Source organism: Gracilibacillus boraciitolerans JCM 21714 (assembly GCF_000521485.1).
In the GTDB taxonomy this organism is placed as follows: domain Bacteria; phylum Bacillota; class Bacilli; order Bacillales; family Amphibacillaceae; genus Gracilibacillus; species Gracilibacillus boraciitolerans.
In genome coordinates this window covers 142,615-160,039 of sequence record NZ_BAVS01000003.1, presented here as the reverse complement: position 1 = coordinate 160,039, position 17,425 = coordinate 142,615, and the positions used below count along the sequence as shown (strand labels likewise).

Genomic DNA, 17,425 nt, shown 5'->3' with positions numbered 1-17,425 from the left:
TTAAATTAAAAGGAGGACATAAAAAATGCGTATTTTAGTATTAGGAGGAGCGGGATATATTGGCTCCCATGCTGTATATCAGTTAATTGATCAGGGAAATGAAGCAGTAGTCATTGATAATTTATTAACAGGACATGAGGAATCCGTACATCCTGATGCCACATTTTATAAGGGAGATGTAAGAGATATCGAATTCCTCCGTGAAGTATTCTCCCACGAGAAGATTGATGGTGTTATCCATTTTTCGGCTCATTCATTAGTAGGAGAATCGATGGAAGATCCGCTTAAGTATTTTGATAATAATGTATATGGTACTCAGGTATTACTGCAGGCAATGAAAGAATTTGATATTAAACATATCATTTTTTCTTCTTCTGCTGCAACGTATGGTGAACCAGAACAGGTACCAATTACAGAAACCATGCCAACACGGCCAACAAGCACGTATGGAGAAACGAAATTAACAATGGAAAAAATGATGAAATGGACGGAAGTGGCACATGGTATCCGATTTGTTTCGCTTCGTTATTTCAATGTCGCCGGTGCCCGCAGCACAGGAGAAATCGGAGAGGATCATCGTCCGGAAACACACTTAATTCCGATTGTTTTACAAGTTGCGCTTAATCAAAGAGAACACATCGCTATTTTCGGTGATGACTATGACACTCCTGACGGTACATGTATTCGTGACTATATTCATGTAGAAGACTTAATTGATGCGCATATATTAGCGCTTAAGTATTTACAAGAAGGCGGAGAAAGCAATATCTTTAATCTTGGAAGCAGTCAAGGTTTTTCTGTGAAAGAGATCATTGATGCCGCTCGTGAGGTTACCAAGCACGAAATCCCTGCAGAGGTTGCCCCCAAGAAGAGCAGGTGATCCAAGTACATTAATTGCATCTTCTGATAAAGCCAAACAAATTCTTGGCTGGAATCCGACACGTACAGACATTCACCGCATTATTACCGATGCGTGGAATTGGCACCAGGCACATCCAAACGGCTATGGCGAGGAGGAATAAAGATGACTAGCCTTTCCTCTTTAGTAGAAACACTTGTAGTTAAAGCAACCGAAAAGAACCTGATTCAGTCGAGTGATAAAATCTATGCCCGAAACCAAATTTTAGGTTTGTTAGAGGCTAATTATGAAGAAAAAGTATCTCTAATAGATCAGGATATACCTGACCTGTTAGAAGATCTGGCCGATGAAGCCGTGAAAAAAGGACTAATCGAAGGACTATTAGATGAAAGAGAGCAATTAACTGCAAAAATAATGGATGTATTTATGTCAAAACCATCTGAAGTAAATGAAACCTTTTATCAGAAATATCAGGAATCACCGGAAACAGCAACGAATTATTTCTATCAATTAAGTGAAGACAGCAACTATATTCAAACGAAACGGATCGCCAATAATATTCAGTTTAAAACGAATTCTAACTACGGGGATTTAGACATTACCATCAATTTGTCTAAACCGGAAAAAGATCCTGAACAAATAAAACGCGAAAAAGAAATGAAACAGGATGCAGCCTATCCGAAGTGTTTATTATGTGCGGAAAATGAAGGATATGTCGGTCGAATTGGTCATCCGGCCCGTTCCAATCACCGAATTATTGAGGTGCCTTTAGAAGGTGAAGAATGGTTTCTACAATACTCTCCCTATGTTTATTATCATGAGCACTGTATTGTATTTGCGAAGGAACATCGACCAATGCAAATCACTCGTGATTCTTTTGCACGTTTGACAGCATTCGTCGAAAAGTTCCCACATTATTTTGTCGGTTCCAATGCCGACTTACCTATTGTAGGTGGCAGCATTTTGTCTCACGACCATTTTCAAGGTGGACGCTATACATTTGCCATGACCAATGCAGAGGAAGAGTTCACTTTTAATCTGGATCGTTTCTCTGAAGTGGAAGCAACTGTTGTAAAATGGCCATTATCTGTCATTCGCTTACGTCATCGAAATCGTGAAACGCTTATCGATGCCGCTGATTACATTTTGCAAAGATGGCGTGAATATAGTGATCCCGGGGCAGATGTTCTCGCATATTCCAATGATACACCACACAATACGATCACACCGATTGCTCGTAAACGTGGAGAACAATTTGAACTGGATCTCGTATTGCGCAATAACCGTACAACAGCAGAACATCCGATGGGATTATTCCATCCCCCCCACGAAGATGTCCATCATATCAAGAAGGAAAACATTGGATTAATTGAAGTAATGGGTTTGGCCGTCCTCCCTCCTCGTTTAAAAGATGAGCTTGCCGATATTAAAAAATACCTTCTCGGTGAACCTGTATCAGTTGCAGATTATCATGATGATTGGGTAAAATTAATAAAGGATAAACACACTACCATTACCGAAAAAAATGCAGATAAAATCATCGAGGATGAATTAGGACAAAAATTTGCCCGCGTTCTGGAAGATGCAGGTGTTTATAAAACAGACGCAGATGGACGCAATGCATTTAAGCGATTTTTGTCACATCTAAATGAATGATAAGTAGAGGAGATAACGAGATGGACATAAAAACAGACGTTATAGAAGTACAAGATCAGCACTGGAAGGAATTCACCCTGGTGAATAACAATGGTATGGCAATCTCTATACTTGATTTCGGTGGCATTATTACAAAGATTTTAGCTCCAGACCGTGATGGAAAGCTCGAAAACGTTGTAGTTGGTTTTGAAAATTATCAGGACTACCTTGAAAACCCGGGCTACTTTGGGGGGGCATTGATCGGGCGCGTTGCCGGCCGCATTGAAAAATCACAATTTGAAATCGACGGGAAGACCTATACCCTACCTCAAAATGATGGTGAAAATCATTTACACGGGGGGGCGAACCCGGTTTTCATAAATCTTTTTGGACAGTTGTTCCTTTTGAAAATAATGACGAAGTCGGCTTAACCCTTACCCTTCTAAGTGAGGATGGAGAAAATGGTTATCCTGGCAACCTGCGCATGACGGTTACGTATACACTGAATAATGACAATGCGTTTACGATTACCTATGATGGTGTAGCAGATCAAAAGACCGTTTTAACCAGCACTAATCATTCCTACTTTAACTTAAGCGGAAATTTAAAATCTGATATCCAGGAGCATGACATTACATTAGATAGTAGTAAATTTGTAGAATTAGATGAACAGTTAATTCCAACCGGAAAAATCCTGGATGTTGATGATACGGTCTACGATTTTCGAAAAGGCCGCCCAATGAAAGATGGAGTTACATCAGACTTCAAACAAAATCTAATCGCTAATCATGGCTATGATCATTACTTTATTTTTGACCACAGTAAAAAAGAAAGTGTGATTGTTCAGGATCAGACAAGTGGAAGACGACTTACCGTAATGACCGATCAACCAGGTGTCGTCATGTATACATCCAATAATCTACCAGAAGGATTACATCTTCGCGAGCGGGAATCAGCAAGATATTTGGGCCTCTGCTTAGAAACACAAGGCTCCCCCCCTGCTTCGATTCACCATGATGGTTTTCCATCCGTCTGGTTAGATAAAGACGAAACTTATTTTACTAAAACGACATTTACTTTTGATACCATTAAATAGTTTTCTTGGTTTATGATGGAATAATATTTATAATAGAAAAGCACTCTTCTTCTAACGGAGAGTGCTTTTCTGCGCTTTATACAATATATAGTATGGAAACTTTTTTTACATCACAATATATTGAATAAAGATGCCGTTTCTGATAAGCTAAAAAGGATTAACTATTAGGATAATTTACTGTTCATATTGATAAAAGGAGGCTACTAGATGCAATCAACCAAAGAGCGGTCATTGGCGATTAATGTGGAACAATTGAATAAAGATATTAACGTATTTCCACAAGTCTATCCGATAACACCCGATATGAAAACCACTCATAAAGGGGTATCGAGACTCGTCATGCTCGACCGCTATGCATTTAAAGACACAGAGAAAAAGACATTAAAAGCAGGAGACTTTGTCGTACTGACGATCAAGGAAGATCCGAAGTTCCCTGCAAGAGGGACAGGCTTCATTATTGATATTGATGAAGAACGACGGAAAGCCCACATTCAAGTGGAAGAAAGCTTTGTTCATGTATTAGAAAAAGAAGAAGAGCGTGAAACCGGGATAATTGAACGTCCTTTAAGCATTATCGATAAGCCTTTGGAAGTGTATTATGAACAAATTGCAAAACGTAACGCAACAGGACTTGCTGAAGTGGAGTCAACAGAAGAAAAACAAAAGCAATGGTATCAAAACTTTTATCAGGAATTATCCAGTTTGAATTTCATTCCAGCTGGCCGGGGTATTATATGGTGCTGGTTCTAATACGGATGTCACCTATTTTAATTGTTATGTGATGCCTTTTGTCCGTGATTCACGTGAGGGTATTAGTGACCATCGTAAGCAGGTAATGGAAATCATGTCCCGCGGTGGTGGTGTTGGTACAAACGGTTCTACATTGCGCCCTCGTAATGCATTAGCAAGAGGAGTAAACGGTAAATCTTCCGGTTCCGTTTCCTGGTTAGATGACATTGCCAAATTAACGCATTTAGTGGAACAGGGTGGATCAAGACGTGGTAAACAGGTTGGAGTGCCTCGTCTATAAATAAACCTCGTGAATTGCTGGGAACTCTTTAAAAGCTAAGTGAAGTTACCTCGACCCAAATTGTTAATGGAGGGGATAAACATGAGGCTTTATGATGCAAAATATAATCAAACATGTAAAATTTGTAACTTTACAATATCTCATAACAAACAAGGACGCTTCACATTACATTTAAAAATTCAACATCATATTTCCTTAAATGAATATTTAATTAGTTATTACTATAGTTCTGATGAATTAAATTGCTCTTATGAACTTTGTGAAAATAAAGTGAAATTATACAGAGGTAAACCAAAAAAATTCTGTTCTAATGCTTGCGCAAGCCGAAATAAGGCTAAACCTAATATATGCCATGTTTGTGGAAAAAAATTTGACACAACGGTTAGACCACATAGAGCAACAAAAACTTGTAGTAAATATTGTGAAAATCAACTTCGATCTAATAGTACTTACAACTGGCATAAATCTATGAGCAAGCAACAAAAAGATGAACATTTCACAAAAATTATTTCAAAAACCGCAATGACTCGAAAGAAAAACCATACTCCTTCATGGAATAGTGGAAAAACTGGGATATATAGCCAAGAGGTTATTAAAAAAATTAGAAAATCAACTTTAAAACAGATGGAAAACAAAGTGTTTCGTAAAACTAAAATAGAAATACTTATGGAAGTATTTCTTAAAGAATTTAAAATAGCTTATACTTATTCATTTATTCTTGAAAATAGGCAATTTGATTTCTATTTAAAGGACTATAATATATTAATTGAATGTGATGGGGGATTATTGGCATGCACCCAAAATTTTATCCAAATCCAGCAGACTGGCAGCTTGAAAGAATAATAATTGATAAAGAAAAAGATGAGCTAGCTAATAATAATGGATATAAAATTATAAGATTTTGGGAAGATGATATTATTAATAATTTTGATTATGTTAAAAGCATCATATTGGACTTGTTGGCTACAACGCAACTGGAAACAGTAAACGTGAATGCTCAAAAACAACAAGTCAAAAAAGACAATCAGCAGCCAAGCTCTTTTAAAATGGAGAAGGTTCAACGACCATCGAAACCACACGTTATTCGTGGAAGGAAGTAGAGTAGAAAGCAAGTGCTTTCGAAGCGCGAGGGTATCTAATTAAATAGATACAAGATATGGTCTGATCTCCAGGGCGACCTAGAGAGTTGAGCTAACGACTCAACGCAACATTTTTAGGCTCAAATGATAATGTTAAACGATTGGCATCCCGATATCATTGAATTTATTATCTCTAAAATGCAAAATCCTAGAATATTACGATATTTAATGGAAAATACCGAAGATGAAACCATCAGACAATTAGCTAGTGATAAATTAAAGTTCACCCCCCCTCTCTCCAACGATGAGTTACAACTTTATCAAGGAGTCGTTAATTTTAAACAGATGCCTGGCCAAGGTGGATTTACCGATGCTAACATTGAAAAAGCGGAAGCAGAACTGAGAGATGGTGGTACTTATTCCGTTCACAATTCTGATTTTTTAACAGGGGGGGCAAACATTTCAGTCTGTATCACAGATGAATTTATGGAAGCCGTTGAGAAGGACCTTGAATATGATCTTCGTTTCCCAGATGTTGAAAACTACACGGACGAAGAAATGGAATACTACAACAACCACTGGCATGAATTCGGTGATGTACGGGAATGGGAAAAGCTCGGATTTGGTGTGAAAGTGTACAAGCGTATTAAAGCAAAGGAACTGTGGGATTTAATTAACGTTTGTGCAACATATTCTGCTGAACCTGGTATCTTTTTTATTGATAACGCCAATAAGAAGACCAATGCAACAGCATACGGACAAAAAGTAGTAGCAACAAATCCATGTGGTGAACAAGTGCGAAAGGCAGCATAATAATCATTACCATGAGTGGTGAGGGATTAGGATAATATCCCTCTAGACAGCCGACTTACTCAGATGGAGAGATGCCACTGGGGACAATAGCATGTCGGAAAAGCGGAAGAAGGCTGTAATCTGTGAGAAGCCTGGCTTCTGCAAGTCTAAGTTCTATATGGCTAAAGCTATACTGCCTGAACCCTAGATCTTTTACCCGAACCGCAGGGGGGGATCTCATACCTCACAGATAAAATGAGATCGTGTTTGAGTTGTTTCGATTGGTTGTTCGCCGAAACAATATCCTCCTAAGCACTGAAGCACAATAAGTGTGATAAGGATCGAACGGGGAGCCTACGTAGAACCAGTGATTATTATAGTGAACCTTTGATTTTCCGCTAGGAATGTCGAAAGACTATGGGATACATGATTCGCCCTAAAAGTGAGTCCTCTGTGATTTCTGAATATCTATTAGCGGAAAACGGAGCTGTCATAGTAGTCCGAGGAGCCTAAAACAACAGGCATTGCCGTAAATCGGAAGCGGGAAAGCCGCCCACACACGTATGGAGGCATACGTGACACCCGACCTAATAAGTCATCATGGGTGCTGGCGAAGGACAGCAGGTTAAAGTAGATACCGAAAAATGAGGAGGTATGCGAAATGCAAAATGCTGAAACAATTTTGGGTATCATCGAGAAGAAATCAGATTCTGACAAACATTACAAATTCGATAGACTGTATCGAAATCTTTTCAACCCAGACTTTTACTTCGGAGCATATGGCAAAATGTATGCTAAAGAGGGAAACATGACTAAAGGGACTGACGAAAAAACAATTGACGGCTTCGGACTTAAAAGAGTCAACGAAGTAATTGAACTGATAAAAGAAGAGAAGTATCACTTCCAGCCAGTGAGACGAGTGAACATTCCCAAAAAGGATGGTTCCAAACGTCCTCTAGGAATCCCAAGCTTTTACGATAAGGTTGTCCAAGAAATTAGCCGAAGTATTATTGAAGCCATTTATGAACCTAGATTCAGTAAAAATTCACATGGATTCAGACCAAAAAGAAGTTGCCACACAGCTCTCAAGCAAATTAAGAGAGAATGGACTGGCGTAAAATGGGTAATAGAGGGAGATATTAAAGGATTTTTCGATAATATCGATCATGAAATATTACTCGAAATTCTTAACGAACAGATACATGACGGCAGATTTTTGGAACTCATCAAACGCATGTTAAAGGCGGGATACGTTGAAAATTGGGTTTACCATAAAACGTATACTGGAACGCCACAGGGAGGCATTATAAGCCCTATTTTGGCGAACATATACCTTAACAAGTTAGATGAATTCGTGGAGCAAGTGCTTATTCCGAAGTATGAAACGAATAAGAAAAAACGCCAGATGAATCCAAGTTACAACAGAATAAATGGAAAAATGGTAAGGCTCTCGAAGAAAATCGAAGTACTACCGAGCGATTCCCCCCCACAAAGGAAAGAGCTTATTGAGGAATATAAAGCTCTGGAAATCGAGAGAAGAAACCATAAAGTCGTAAATGAAATGGATTCGGAGTTCATCAGAGTAAAATATGTACGTTATGCGGACGACTTCGTTATTGGAGTTATTGGAAGCAAGGAACTAACGGAGCAGATTAAACAAGAAGTTGCCGAGTTTTTAACGAACAAATTGAAACTCACGTTGAGCGAGGAAAAGACACTTATAACGAATTTCAAGAAACCTGTGAAATTCCTTGGATATGAAACGTACATCCAAGATAGCAACACGTTTTTAGTTAAAAAATCAAATGGACGCATCTCGAGAGCGGTCAATGGTATTCCACGGCTAATGGTACCAAATGGGGCAATCTCGGAAAAACTGGATAAATACACTCGTCTAGGCAAGGCGGTACATCGCAAAGAGCTAGTAAATCTAGACCTTGCGGAAATCATAAGCATTTACGCAGCTGAAGTAAGAGGTTTATATAACTTTTACAGAATGGCAGATAACGTGGGTGTGGAAATGAACCGCTTCAAACATTATCAACGAACAAGCTAGCTAAAACGCTAGCTGTCAAAATGCGAATGTCAGTCGCAAAAGTCAGACAAAAATATCAGGTTGATGGAACCATTGGGATTGTCATAAAGCGTGAGCCACCGAAAAGGGACTTAACTTATAAGTACTATAATGATGGGTTCGTAAAAAATGACTATGTCGAAAACGCTAATCAAGAAGATGACTTACTTCCAAACACGAACAAGTACAGCGGAAGAAATGGAATCGTAAAAAGACTCTTAGCTGAAAAATGTGAAGTGTGCAGAACAAGCGAAAAAAGACAAAAACTATGAAGTACATCACGTAAGAAAACTAAAAGACCTGAAAAAGAAATATATAAACAAGAAAGCTCCATTCTGGGTGGAGATGATGGTATCAAGAAATCGAAAAACACTCGTCCTTTGTGAGGAGTGTCACGAAAAATTGCACAAAAACAAGCTATAAGAGTTTTGTCAGAACTCGATGAAATTTAACTGAGAGAGCCGTATGCAGGGAAACTTGCACGTACGGTTCGTAGGGGGGGGAGGTCGGAAAAAGTGGTAGTAATACCAACTCGTCCGTCTTCTACCCGACCCCCTCGCTCCGTTTTCTGTCTGTAACTTAGCAGCAGTGAACTTAGCGAATGTAGCTGACAAAGAAAATAAAAAACCTGATTTCAAACAATTAAAACAAACCGTTGAAATTGGTGTTCGAATGCAAGATAACGTGATTGACTCCACGCCATACTTCTTAGAAGAAAATCGTGTGCAAGCTCTAGGGGGGGAACGTCGTATCGGCTTAGGTGTGATGGGACTACACGATTTATTAATTTATTGTGAAACAGAATATGGTTCCAAAGAAGGAAACGAATTAGTGGATCAAATATTTGAAGTGATGGCGACCACCGCTTATCGCACATCGATTGAATTAGCAAAAGAAAAAGGCAGCTTTCCATTTCTAGTCGGCGAAACAGAAGAAGAAACGCAAAGCTTACGCCAAAACTTCATTTCTACCGGCTATATGAAAGAAATGCCAAATGATATCCGTGAAGATGTGCTAAAATACGGCATTCGCAACTCGCACCTGTTAACGGTTGCCCCCCCAACAGGATCAACTGGTACGATGGTAGGTGTGTCAACAGGCCTTGAACCATACTTCTCCTTCACCTATTACAGAAGTGGTCGTTTAGGTAAATTTATTGAAGTAAAAGCGGATATTGTGCAGGAGTATTTAGATCGTAATCCCGATCAAGCCCCCAGACAATTTGCCAAAATGGTTTGTTACGGCAATGACCTTATCACCTGAAGCGCATGCAGATACCAATGCGTAATTCAACGCTGGGTGGATAGCTCGATTTCAAAAACGGTTAATGCTCCAAAAGGCTATAAAGTAGAACAAGTTGAGCAAGTGTATCTTCGTCTCTATCACGGCGGTGCCAAGGTGGTACGGTTTATGTAGATGGAAGTCGGGACTCACAAGTCTTAACTCTTAAAGCAGAGGAAAATAATCGCTCGGAACAAACCGAACTATTTGAAGAGGAAGAAAAGAAAGTTGTTTTGCTTGATACGGTTAATGAACTCCATAAGACAGATATGTCCGTTGGTTCTGAAGTCGGCGATACATGCCCTGTATGTAGAAAAGGTAATGTGGAAGACATCGGCGGATGCAACACCTGTACCAACTGTGGTGCCCAATTAAAATGTGGATTATAAAGAAGAATGAATATCTGATATATACAAGAAATCCCCCCCGCTAATCAAAGCGGGATTTTTTAAAAGTGGCCATAAAACTCTGAAAAGTGACCATAAAACTCTAAAAAGTGACCATAAAGATATGAAAAGTGGCCATAAAGTTGCCAATAGTGGCCATAAAATTATAAAATAGTTTTTGCGATATGCGTTGGATCCTGATTGCTGCTATAAGGAACAAACCGAACTGAAAATGAAAAGTCATCAGCTTTTAATTTATATTTTTCTAATACATCTGGTCCACAGCTTGCAGATCCTAATCCATGATGTTTATAATCTAGATTCCATTCAATCTCATCCATTTTATTCAATTCGTGCGTGTGTCTTGCTTGATCGATATTCTCCATATTATATCGATGGGCACTAAAATCAAACTGTGGATTTCCTACTGCTATTAGACCAACTTCATTACCATGAATCGACATCCAGTTTACTTCATGTCGATTTCCGTTTTCCTGGGGAACTGCATAGTTCGTGAAAAGTTGATCGACTGTAGTTTGCCACATTCCAATTCTATTTGCTTCTCTACTATCAATATATGCTTCTCCGGGACCTCTGCCATACCACGTAACATCATTAAAATGACCTGGCACTTTCATCTGTAACCCGATACGCGGCAGTGTTTCTGGCACATCGCCAACCAGCTCGCCATTAACTGTTACAACAATATCTCCGCTGGCAAAAATATCATAGGTATACACCGTTTTAATTGCCCAAGCTAATTTAGGTGGTGCCACTCTGACTTGTGCTTTCACTTGTACCTTTTTATTATTGGAGTCGAAGTTATATTGCCAATCATCTAATCGATGCTGTAACCAGTGCAAGCCGTATTGCTGCCAATACGCTTTATTACTGACTGGTTTCCATTGCTTTGTTTGATAGATATCATTGTCGATTAAGGCTCGCCAAACATTTAATTTAGGTGCTGTTTCCAAGACCTTTTGGCCATTAAAATGCCAGCTATCAATCAAACCAGTTACTTTATTAAAGGAAACGTCAAATTGGTTTCCTTTCACTTGTATTCTTGTTGGTTGTTCTTGGACGGTCAAGGAACCATGCTGTGCACGCTTCACGGGTTCTTGTGTACTAGCTACTGGTACTTTAAACTGCGACCATGCTATTTCATAACCTGGACTAGCCCAATTCGCAGCTGATGCTAATACTACTTTTGTATTCAAATAATAAATCGTGTTCGCAGCTACGTTATCAGGTAAGGCAAAATCAATACTTATTTTCTTTGAATCGCCAGGGGGGGTATTTCTGATAAGGAAATCATACCCGTATCGATGATCTTCCCGTCTGCTTCAAGAGACCATGCCAGTTGAAGATGATCTAAGGAAATAAAATCATACCGATTAGTAACCTCTACCGTTTTATTATGCCAATCAATTTTGACAGGCTCCAGTACTTTTTTGTATTCGAGTAGTGCTGGTGACGGGTTGTGATCCGACATTACGAGCCCATCCATCACGAAGTTCGAGTCATTTGGCTGGTCACCAAAGTCACCACCATAAGCAAAATATTCTTCTCCGTCTGCTGTACTTTTTCTAATGCCATGATCCATCCATTCCCAAACAAATCCACCTTGAAGTCTTGGATACTTATAAAAAGTTTCCCAATATTCCTTCAATGCTCCGGGACTATTCCCCCCCATCGCATGAGCATATTCGCAGACAATATGTGGTTTTTTCAGGAAAGTCTTTTCCCCCCTAATCGTTCCAAAATATCAATATCGGTGTACATTGTCGTAAATACATCTGAAGCTATCGGATCAATCGATGGATCTTTATCACTTGTATTCATGATCACTCGACATTCGCCTTCATAATGAACAAGACGGGATGGATCACGATCCTTCGTCCATTGGTACATGGCATCATGATTTTTACCATAACCAGATTCATTCCCCCCCAATGACCACATGATAATAGCTGGATTATTTTTATCTCGTTCTACCATTCGAATCATACGATCAAGATATGCTTTCTGCCATGTTTCATCATCACTTATTAGATGGGGCTGGCCAATATATTCAAAGCCGTGGCATTCTAAATCTGCTTCATCAATCACATAGAGCCCATATTCATTACAAAGTGGATAAAACTGTGGATCATTCGGATAATGCGATGTTCGTACAGCATTAATATTATGGCGTTTCATCATCTTTATATCCTCAATCATCCAGTCCATTGGTACTACCTTCCCATAATCAGGGTGATGATCGTGGCGATTAACGCCCTTTAATTTAATCGGTTTGCCATTGAATAAAAATAGACCGTTTTTTAATTCGATCGATCGAAAGCCGACCTTAACAGGGATGACTTCCATGATTTCTTCCTCTTTCATCAAAGAAATGAGCAGTTGATAGAGATAAGGATCTTCTGCACTCCACTTCCTGGGATTCTGCAAATCGATTTGTGCCATACGCTGTTGTGCATTGCTTACATGCTCTTTAACCAAACATCCATTGGCATCAAATAAATGATAATGAAGGTGATAATCCGCTGATGGCATTTCGTTAAGTGTTGTTTCTATTTTTAATGAAGCGTCCAGATACTGATCATCCAGCTCCGGTTTCACAAAAAAATCCTGCACGTGATAGCTGGATCGTGCCAGAAGATAGACATCCCGAAAAATACCACTTAACCACCACATATCCTGATCCTCAATATAACTAGCATCTGACCATTGATAAACTTTGACTGTGATTGAATTTTCCCCCTACTTTAATAAAGTTGGTAATATCAAATTCTGCCGGAATACGACTTCCCTGACTATAACCCACTTCTTGTCCATTTATCCAAAGATGAAAGGCGCTGTCCACTCCTTCAAATCGCAGGAAAATTTGCTCCTGCTCCCAGGTGGTGTCGATATCAAATGTGCGGCGATAAACACCTGTAGGATTTTCTGTTGGCACGTGTGGTGGATCGATCGGAAATGGATATTGTTTGTTGGTATAATGCGGGATACCATATCCATGCATTTGCCAATTTGATGGAACGATTAAATCATCCCATTCCTCTGTATTGTACTCGGAATCATGAATTTGCTCCGGAACCTCCTCAGGTGTCTGATAATAGGCGAATTTCCATGTGCCGTTTAATAATTGAAAACGGTCTGAATTAGATCTTTGTCCTGTCCATGCAGCTTCTTTCGTTGTAAAAGGGATATAATATGCTCTTGCAGCTTCCCGATTACGATGTAATACAGACAATGTCTCCCAATCTTTTGTCACATCATACACTCCCATACTAAATTTTATTCACAAATTGCTTAGCTCTTTCGGTTAACGCCGATAAATCTTCTTCAGAATAAAAGACTTGTTTTTTTACTAATGCACTTCCCAGTCCGGCTGCAACTGCTCCAGCATGGAAATAATCAGAAATATTATCAAGGTTCACTCCACCAGTAGGCATAAGCGGAATATGCGATAGTGGTCCTTTCACATCTTTTAGATAGGATGGACCTAGAACAGTCGCAGGGAATACTTTGATGATATCTCCACCATTCTCATAGGCTGTTAATATTTCAGTTGGTGTCATGGCACCAGGAATGCTGACAACACCATATCGTTTCGTCATTTTAATGGTAGCTACATCTACCGTGGGAGAAAAAACAAACTGGGATCCGCCATAATTGCTGATCGTGCTGTCTCCGCATCAAGTACAGTGCCAGCTCCAACGATCATCTCATCGGCAAATTTATCCCTGACCAGTTCAATTGCTTGCAGTACATTAGGCGAATCGACAGTAATTTCTAAGGTTCTGATTCCACCTTCATACAAAGCCTGAGCTACATCCAGCACATGATCTTTTGGCACACCGCGCATAATAGCAACTAATTTATTTTTATACATTTTTTGTAATGTTTCCATTTATAATCCCTCCACCTTTTTATCGACTTACGTCCTCTTTCTCTTCCTGTATGAATCGATCGATCTCCTCCTGATCTGGAAGACCTTCGACATCTCCATTAATCATTGTCACCATTGCTCCGATCGCATTTGCTCGTGCGATCGCTTTCTCTAAAGAGAGTTCCTCCAATAAGCCAGCAATGACACCTGCTGCAAATCCATCACCCGCTCCAATCGGATCAACGACATGTTCTACCTTAAAGCTGGGAACAAACCCGTTTTCCGTTTCCGTATAAAAGTGAGACCCTTTACTACCTTCTTTTATGATGACAACAGATGACCCATTTTCTAAAAAAAGATTAGCATATTCGTCCAACGGTTTTTCACCAAAGAAAAATTTTGCCTCACTAATTCCTGGAAGGACAATATCTGCTCTTGAGGCAATTTCCAATAGAACATCGCGTGCTTTTTGTTTCGAAGTCCACAATTTCTCGCGAATATTCGGATCAAAAACCACCTTTACACCATGTTTTTTAGCGATTTTGATGGCATGAAGGACTGTTTCATAACATGTTTGACTTAAGGCAGGGGGGGTGATACCTGTGATGTGAAGATACTTTGCCTGAGCAATATAACTTTCATCGATATCCTCAGGTGTCAAACGACTAGCGGCTGAACCGGATCGATAATAATAGACCCTCACATCCTGATCACTTCGCAGTTCTTTTAAATAGAGACCAGTGGATGCCTTGCTATCCCATTTTACCTGGGAAACATCCACCCCCCCTTCTCCACGAATAAAGTTAACTAACGCTTCGCCTAATTCGTCTTTCCCCACTTTGCTAATCCAGCCTGTTTGAAAACCTAAGCGATGTAATCCAATCGCCACATTTGTTTCAGCTCCACCGAATTTCCGTGAAAAAGTCGAAGCATATCTCATTTTTCCTGATGTGCTTGGCGTAAACAATGCCATGCTTTCTCCAATTGTTACTACATCCATTAATATCCCTCCTACCATTCTGCAACCGTACCATCCTTATGTCGCCATACCGGATTGCGCCAGCGATGACCTTCTGCTGCCATTTCTTTTACTTTCTCTTCATTGATTTCGATACCCAATCCAGGCCCTTGAGGTATTTTGACATGACCATCATGATAATCAAAAACCGATTTATCTGTAATATAATCTAACAAATCACTGCCTTTGTTATAATGAATCCCAAGACTTTGCTCTTGAATAAAGGCATTATGTGTTGTCGCATCAACCTGAAGACAAGCAGCTAACGCGATTGGACCTAATGGGCAGTGAGGCGCAATGGCTATATCATACGCTTCTGCCATCGAGGCAATTTTTTTCACTTCCGTAATCCCTCCAGCATGCGATAGATCTGGTTGAATGATATCGACATAGCCTGACTCAAACAATGGTTTGAAATCCCAACGTGAATACATCCGCTCTCCGGTCGCAATCGGAATACTGGTATGTTTCGTAATTTCTGCTAATGCCTCATTATTTTCTGGCAACACAGGTTCTTCAATAAACATGGGACGGTATGGCTCTAGCTCTTTTGCCAAAATTTTAGCCATTGGTTTATGAACTCTTCCGTGAAAGTCAATCCCTATACCGATATAATTTCCTACCGCTTCTCGAACAGAAGCAATTCGTTCGACAACTCTATCAATTTTTTCATAGGAATCAACATATTGCAGTTCCTCTGTTCCATTCATTTTCACTGCTGTAAATCCTGCATCAACTACCTGCTTCGCTGCACTTCCAACATCACTGGGACGATCTCCGCCAATCCATGAATAAACCCGGATCGAATCACGACAAGCACCACCTAACAATTGATAGACTGGTGCGTTAAAGTATTTCCCTTTAATATCCCACAACGCTTGATCCAAACCTGCAATCGCGCTCATTAAAATGGGACCACCACGGTAAAAGCCTGCACGATACATCACATTCCAGTGATCTTCAATTCTTAGTGGGTCCTGATCGATTAAATAATCGGTTAATTCAAGCACCGCTGCTTCCACTGTTGCTGCACGACCTTCAATTACAGCCTCTCCCCCCATCCCGTGATACCTTCATCTGTCTCTACCTTTAAAAAACACCATCTCGGCGGCACTATAAACGTTTCAATATTTGTAATTTTCATTTTTCTCATCCTTTCACTTATTTTTGAATATATCCTAATTTGTTAGATATATTACAGCTCTGCTTTATGATTTCCTTTGCTAGAGCACCCTTCACTCTTGCTCTGGTTACTCGTTCGATCGGACCCGCAATGCTGATAGCAGCAATTATGCTTCCTTCATAATCCCTGATGGGTGCAGCAATGCAGCGAATCCCTTTTTCATGCTCTTCTTCATCGATGGCATAACCTCTTTCTTTAATTAACGCTAGCTCATCCAGTAGTCGTTTCCGGTCGGTAATTGTATTCTCAGTAAAAATCGGTAATCCTTTTTCTTTAATCAACTGATCTAATTGATCTACATTAAAATCAGATAATAATACCTTGCCAACACCCGTACAATGCATGTATGCTCTTCTGCCAATTTGTGAATACATTCTTAATGTCTGATTGCTTTCGACTTTATCGATGTAAACGACTTCATTTTTATCTTCAATGCATAAATGGACAACTTCTTCGGTACTTGAGCTTAAGCTATGTAACGCATCCTTAGCTACCGATCGTATATCTAGATTGTTTAGTAAATTACTCGCTAACACCAAACATTGAGTACCTAAACAATAATAACCACTGTGGCTATCCTGCTGCACATATCCTCTAGCCATTAAGGTACTTAAAAGCCGATGTGCCGTGCTTTTTGCGAGGTTCAGTTCTTTTGCTACTGCTGTAATACTTAGTCCATTAGGATAGTGACCTAGTAATTCTAATATCGATAAAGTGCGCTCAACAGATTGTACCATCCCATCATAACCCCTCTTTCTAGTTCCGTATAATGGAATTACTATTTGTAATATGGAACAATTATAGTTTACTGATTTTTTTCTGTTTCGTCAACTACTTCCATGAAGCTTTGCATTTTAGCAGAAAGTATGAATGATTGCCAATCAGAATGGTCATTTTGAAAGAAATCCTCTGCGTAACAACCGCTTCGGCTTGCCAAAGTTAGCTGAGAGAAAAAACCTGCGGAAAGGGAAGCGGACAAGCCGGAGCGGTGGTTACTCCTACTTTCCATTTCAAAATGGCCATAGGAATTATGTCGCATCATCTTCTTATTATACAATTTAAAAAATCCGAACGATTCGCATGACCGTTCGGATTTTACT

15 protein-coding genes and 7 pseudogenes are annotated in these 17,425 nt (G+C 39.6%); 13 read left to right on the top strand and 9 right to left on the bottom strand.

Annotation, left to right across the window (positions count from 1 at the left end; translation table 11 throughout):
* The first annotated feature begins 25 nt into the window (after positions 1 to 25).
* The 13 genes and pseudogenes from galE to JCM21714_RS20920 all read left to right on the top strand — a co-directional run bounded on the left by galE (position 26) and on the right by JCM21714_RS20920 (position 10,235).
* A pseudogene (gene galE / locus JCM21714_RS04610) lies at positions 26 to 1,022 on the top strand (UDP-glucose 4-epimerase GalE).
* 2 nt (positions 1,023 to 1,024) lie between these two features.
* The gene (gene galT / locus JCM21714_RS04605; protein WP_035722184.1) at positions 1,025 to 2,515 is read left to right on the top strand and encodes a UDP-glucose--hexose-1-phosphate uridylyltransferase; all 1,491 of its coding nucleotides are present in this window, start codon (positions 1,025 to 1,027) and stop codon (positions 2,513 to 2,515) included.
* Positions 2,516 to 2,535: 20 nt separating this feature from the next.
* A complete protein-coding gene (locus JCM21714_RS23755; protein ID WP_369403465.1) occupies positions 2,536 to 2,925 on the top strand; it encodes an aldose epimerase family protein in 390 nt (129 codons plus the stop codon).
* A pseudogene (locus tag JCM21714_RS23750) lies at positions 2,925 to 3,590 on the top strand (aldose epimerase family protein); the annotation flags it as partial. The gene JCM21714_RS23755 and the pseudogene JCM21714_RS23750, both read left to right, overlap by 1 nt.
* 207 nt (positions 3,591 to 3,797) lie before the next feature.
* A pseudogene (locus tag JCM21714_RS04595) lies at positions 3,798 to 4,602 on the top strand (ribonucleotide reductase barrel domain-containing protein); the annotation flags it as partial.
* Positions 4,603 to 4,701: 99 nt separating this feature from the next.
* Positions 4,702 to 5,463 carry a hypothetical protein gene (locus JCM21714_RS04590; protein ID WP_035722181.1) on the top strand — a complete coding sequence of 254 codons (762 nt, stop codon included), beginning with the start codon at positions 4,702 to 4,704 and terminating at the stop codon, positions 5,461 to 5,463.
* Positions 5,412 to 5,720 carry a DUF559 domain-containing protein gene (locus JCM21714_RS04585; RefSeq protein ID WP_035722180.1) on the top strand — a complete coding sequence of 103 codons (309 nt, stop codon included), beginning with the start codon at positions 5,412 to 5,414 and terminating at the stop codon, positions 5,718 to 5,720. Before JCM21714_RS04590 ends, JCM21714_RS04585 begins: the two co-directional genes overlap by 52 nt.
* 126 nt (positions 5,721 to 5,846) lie before the next feature.
* Positions 5,847 to 6,494, top strand: a pseudogene (locus tag JCM21714_RS04580) (ribonucleotide reductase barrel domain-containing protein); the annotation flags it as partial.
* Positions 6,495 to 7,152: 658 nt separating this feature from the next.
* Entirely contained in the window at positions 7,153 to 8,547 is a 1,395-nt protein-coding gene (locus tag JCM21714_RS04575) for a reverse transcriptase/maturase family protein (protein WP_052000390.1), read from the top strand.
* A 26-nt stretch (positions 8,548 to 8,573) separates the two neighbouring features.
* Positions 8,574 to 8,837, top strand: coding sequence for a hypothetical protein (locus JCM21714_RS20925; protein WP_052000389.1), 264 nt, complete (start codon positions 8,574 to 8,576; stop codon positions 8,835 to 8,837).
* Positions 8,797 to 8,988, top strand: a complete 192-nt coding sequence (locus JCM21714_RS23745; protein WP_369403464.1) for an HNH endonuclease — start codon at positions 8,797 to 8,799, stop codon at positions 8,986 to 8,988. The genes JCM21714_RS20925 and JCM21714_RS23745 overlap by 41 nt, the downstream gene beginning before the upstream one ends.
* A 165-nt stretch (positions 8,989 to 9,153) precedes the next feature.
* Positions 9,154 to 9,981, top strand: a pseudogene (locus tag JCM21714_RS04570) (ribonucleotide reductase barrel domain-containing protein).
* Between the two features lie 98 nt (positions 9,982 to 10,079).
* Complete coding sequence (locus JCM21714_RS20920; RefSeq protein WP_235182608.1) at positions 10,080 to 10,235, top strand: hypothetical protein; 156 nt, start codon at positions 10,080 to 10,082, stop codon at positions 10,233 to 10,235.
* A gap of 161 nt (positions 10,236 to 10,396) precedes the next feature.
* On the opposite strand, the gene JCM21714_RS20915 is transcribed toward JCM21714_RS20920, so the two are convergent.
* The 9 genes and pseudogenes from JCM21714_RS20915 to JCM21714_RS19715 all read right to left on the bottom strand — a co-directional run bounded on the left by JCM21714_RS20915 (position 10,397) and on the right by JCM21714_RS19715 (position 17,382).
* Positions 10,397 to 11,497: a beta-galactosidase small subunit-related protein gene (locus JCM21714_RS20915; RefSeq protein WP_268748286.1), complete on the bottom strand. Its 1,101-nt coding sequence runs from the start codon at positions 11,495 to 11,497 to the stop codon at positions 10,397 to 10,399.
* Positions 11,498 to 11,499: 2 nt separating this feature from the next.
* Positions 11,500 to 11,925, bottom strand: coding sequence for a glycoside hydrolase family 2 TIM barrel-domain containing protein (locus JCM21714_RS22750; protein WP_268748285.1), 426 nt, complete (start codon positions 11,923 to 11,925; stop codon positions 11,500 to 11,502).
* A 35-nt stretch (positions 11,926 to 11,960) separates the two neighbouring features.
* Positions 11,961 to 12,926, bottom strand: coding sequence for a glycoside hydrolase family 2 TIM barrel-domain containing protein (locus JCM21714_RS22745; RefSeq protein ID WP_268748284.1), 966 nt, complete (start codon positions 12,924 to 12,926; stop codon positions 11,961 to 11,963).
* A gap of 19 nt (positions 12,927 to 12,945) precedes the next feature.
* Positions 12,946 to 13,506: a sugar-binding domain-containing protein gene (locus JCM21714_RS22740; RefSeq protein WP_268748283.1), complete on the bottom strand. Its 561-nt coding sequence runs from the start codon at positions 13,504 to 13,506 to the stop codon at positions 12,946 to 12,948.
* A 16-nt stretch (positions 13,507 to 13,522) separates the two neighbouring features.
* A pseudogene (locus tag JCM21714_RS04560) lies at positions 13,523 to 14,100 on the bottom strand (bifunctional 4-hydroxy-2-oxoglutarate aldolase/2-dehydro-3-deoxy-phosphogluconate aldolase).
* 64 nt (positions 14,101 to 14,164) lie between these two features.
* The gene (locus tag JCM21714_RS04555; RefSeq protein ID WP_035722174.1) at positions 14,165 to 15,124 is read right to left on the bottom strand and encodes a sugar kinase; all 960 of its coding nucleotides are present in this window, start codon (positions 15,122 to 15,124) and stop codon (positions 14,165 to 14,167) included.
* 11 nt (positions 15,125 to 15,135) lie between these two features.
* A pseudogene (gene dgoD / locus JCM21714_RS04550) lies at positions 15,136 to 16,286 on the bottom strand (galactonate dehydratase).
* A 17-nt stretch (positions 16,287 to 16,303) separates the two neighbouring features.
* Complete coding sequence (locus JCM21714_RS04545; protein WP_035722171.1) at positions 16,304 to 17,062, bottom strand: IclR family transcriptional regulator; 759 nt, start codon at positions 17,060 to 17,062, stop codon at positions 16,304 to 16,306.
* A gap of 68 nt (positions 17,063 to 17,130) precedes the next feature.
* Positions 17,131 to 17,382, bottom strand: a complete 252-nt coding sequence (locus tag JCM21714_RS19715) for a hypothetical protein (RefSeq protein WP_148294963.1) — start codon at positions 17,380 to 17,382, stop codon at positions 17,131 to 17,133.
* Positions 17,383 to 17,425 lie beyond the last annotated feature (43 nt).